The following is a 1,876-nucleotide window of genomic DNA, read 5'->3' as shown; positions in this document are numbered from 1 at the left end:
TTGAGGCGGCTGAAACTGGGGAACAGGCTGAGGGTCGCCGCCAGGGTTTCTTCGACAATCGGCAAGTTGCCTCGCTGTCCGTAGGAGGGATGGCGATCGGCGCCTCCGCCGATGAGGATTTCGCCGCGATCCGACTGGCTGACATAGGCGTGGGCAGCGCCGGAAAGCACGACGCCGTCGAGGCAGGGTTTCACCGGCTCGCTGACCATGGCCTGCAGGGGCTGGCTGGTGATCGGTAGATTCAATCCCGCCATTGCGCCCAGAACACTGGTGTGGCCGGCCACCGTCATGGCCACTTTGTCGGCCTTGATGTAACCCAGATTGGTTTCCACCCCCTGGATACGGTTGCCCGACTGCCTGAAGCCTTTTACCTCACAGCCCTGGATAATGTCGACGCCAAGATCGTCCGCGCCCCGGGCAAAGCCCCAGGCCACCGCATCGTGACGGGCGACGCCGCCGCGGCGTTGTATAAACCCGCCCCAGATCGGGTAGCGGGCATTGCGGGAAGTATCGATCAGCGGCATATGTTCCTTGACCTGATCGGCCGTCATCATCTCCGCATCGACACCCTGCAGCTGCATGGAATTGGACCAGCGCTCCAGCATCTCCATATCGTGGCGACTGTGGCCCAGTGTCAGAATCCCCCCCTGGCTCAACATGACGTTGTAGTTGAGATCCAGCGACATTCGCTCATAGAGCTTGAGGGAGTGCTCGAAAAAATCAGTACTCTCCGGATAAAAGTAGTTGGATCGCACCACGGTGGTGTTACGACCGGTATTGCCGCCGCCGATCCAGCCCTTCTCCAGCACCGCCACATTGGTGATGCCATGCTGTTTGGCCAGGTTATAGGCGGTTGCCAGGCCGTGACCGCCGCCACCGATGATCACTACATCGTATTTCTTTTTGGGCTCCGGACTGCGCCACGCCTGTGGCCAGTGCTTGTGGCCACTGAACGCGTGTTTCACCAGTTGGAGCAGTGAGTACTTTTCCATTGTTCTGCCTTTGAATTGGATTCGCTCTTCTAGAAACCGCTGGTCAACGTAGGTCGGATTAGGTGCGAAGCGCCGTAATCCGACACTGACCACTGTTACAGAATCACCGTGCGATGGCCGTTCATCAGCACCCGCTCCTGGCAGTGCAGTTTGACAGCGTGGGACAAGGCGGTGGCCTCGATATCGTGACCGGCATGCACCATCTCCTCGGCGGTCATGCGGTGATCGATGGGCTTGACCTCCTGAACAATAATAGGTCCTTCGTCCAGATCTGCCGTGACATAGTGGGCGGTGGCACCAATCACCTTCACGCCGCGCTCATGGGCCTGGTGATAGGGCTTGGCCCCCTTGAAGCTGGGCAGGAAGGAGTGGTGGATATTGATCGCCCGGCCTTCCAGTTTTGCACACAGGTCATCGGACAGAATCTGCATATAGCGCGCCAACACCAGCAGATCGACCTTGTAGGTGTCCATCAGATCCAAGATCTGGGCCTCCTGCTGAGGCTTGGTGTCCTTACTGATGGGCAAGTGGTGATAAGGCAGGCCGTAAAACTCCGCCATGGCACGACAATCGTCGTGATTGGAGATCACTCCAGCAATATCAATTTCCAGCGCGCCCGATTTCCACTTGGTCAGCAACACATTCAGGCAGTGATCGTACTTAGACACGGCCAGTAAGACGCGCGGCTTATAGGTCGTCGGCCGGATGGTGTAGTCCATCTCCAACGCCGAGGCCAGCTCCGCCAGAGCCTGCTTAAACTCAACAATGGTGACCTTCATGTCGCGGTCATCAAACACAGTGCGGGAGAAGAAGGTGTTGGTCTGCTGGTCACTGTAGTGGGAAATCTCGGTAATAAACGCCCCCAGATCCTGCATTAAACCGGA

General features: G+C 57.8%; 2 protein-coding genes. Both read right to left on the bottom strand.

The window, feature by feature from the left end; genetic code table 11:
• Positions 1 to 992 (bottom strand): FAD-dependent oxidoreductase (locus HBA55_RS37060; protein WP_167001265.1); only part of this gene is annotated, 992 nt, incomplete at its 3' end.
• A 95-nt stretch (positions 993 to 1,087) separates the two neighbouring features.
• A partial coding sequence (purU, locus tag HBA55_RS37055; RefSeq protein ID WP_167001263.1) for a formyltetrahydrofolate deformylase occupies positions 1,088 to 1,876 on the bottom strand: 789 nt, incomplete at its 5' end.

Origin of the sequence: Pseudomaricurvus alkylphenolicus (assembly GCF_011683955.1) — a bacterium.
Classification (GTDB): Bacteria; Pseudomonadota; Gammaproteobacteria; order Pseudomonadales; family Cellvibrionaceae; genus Pseudomaricurvus; species Pseudomaricurvus alkylphenolicus.
The sequence above is the reverse complement of the archived record's forward strand: the minus strand, read 5'-3'. Positions and strand labels throughout refer to the sequence as shown.